Origin of the sequence: Sulfitobacter sp. HI0027, from assembly GCF_001634775.1 — a bacterium.
In the GTDB taxonomy this organism is placed as follows: Bacteria; Pseudomonadota; Alphaproteobacteria; order Rhodobacterales; family Rhodobacteraceae; genus Sulfitobacter.
The window spans coordinates 1-519 of sequence record NZ_LWER01000427.1 but is presented as its reverse complement, the minus strand read 5'-3'; the positions used below and the strand labels follow the sequence as shown (position 1 = coordinate 519).

Below are 519 nucleotides of genomic sequence, written 5' to 3'. Positions count from 1 at the left end.
GCAAACCAAGTTCCTATCAGCTTTACGGGCTATTATGCCCGCGCCATTCGGCGGAGTGTCTTGGCTTTGGCGGCAGACTTATGCACCATCATCTCGCGGGTCTTGCTAACTCGTTGTTCCTTTCGTCTCAGGCTACAGTGCGTGGGCTGTAGGGTTCGTTGCGGGTAAGCACTGCCCAGACGATCCGGGCGGTCTTGTTGGCCATGGCGACGGTTGCGACACGCGCAGATTTGCGTTCAAGCAAGGATGTAAGCCATTCGCTGGCTCGCTCGGGATGGGATCGTGTTTGTCGAACGAGTGATGTCATACCAACGACAAGCAATGATCGCAGATACTGGTCACCCATCTTGGTGATCCGCCCCAGCTTCTCTTTACCGCCGCTGGATTTGTTGGCAGGCGTTAAACCCAGCCATGCTGCGAACTCCCGGCCGTTTTTGAATTGGTGACCATCTCCAATGCTGGCGATGATCGCAGAAGCCGTCACCGCGCCGACGCCGGGTATAGTGCGCAGCAAACGGA

1 protein-coding gene is annotated in these 519 nt (G+C 56.6%); it reads right to left on the bottom strand.

Going from position 1 to position 519, the window contains the following annotated elements:
- Positions 1-127 precede the first annotated feature (127 nt).
- A partial coding sequence (locus tag A3722_RS18860) for an IS110 family transposase (protein WP_150120562.1) occupies positions 128-519 on the bottom strand: 392 nt, incomplete at its 5' end.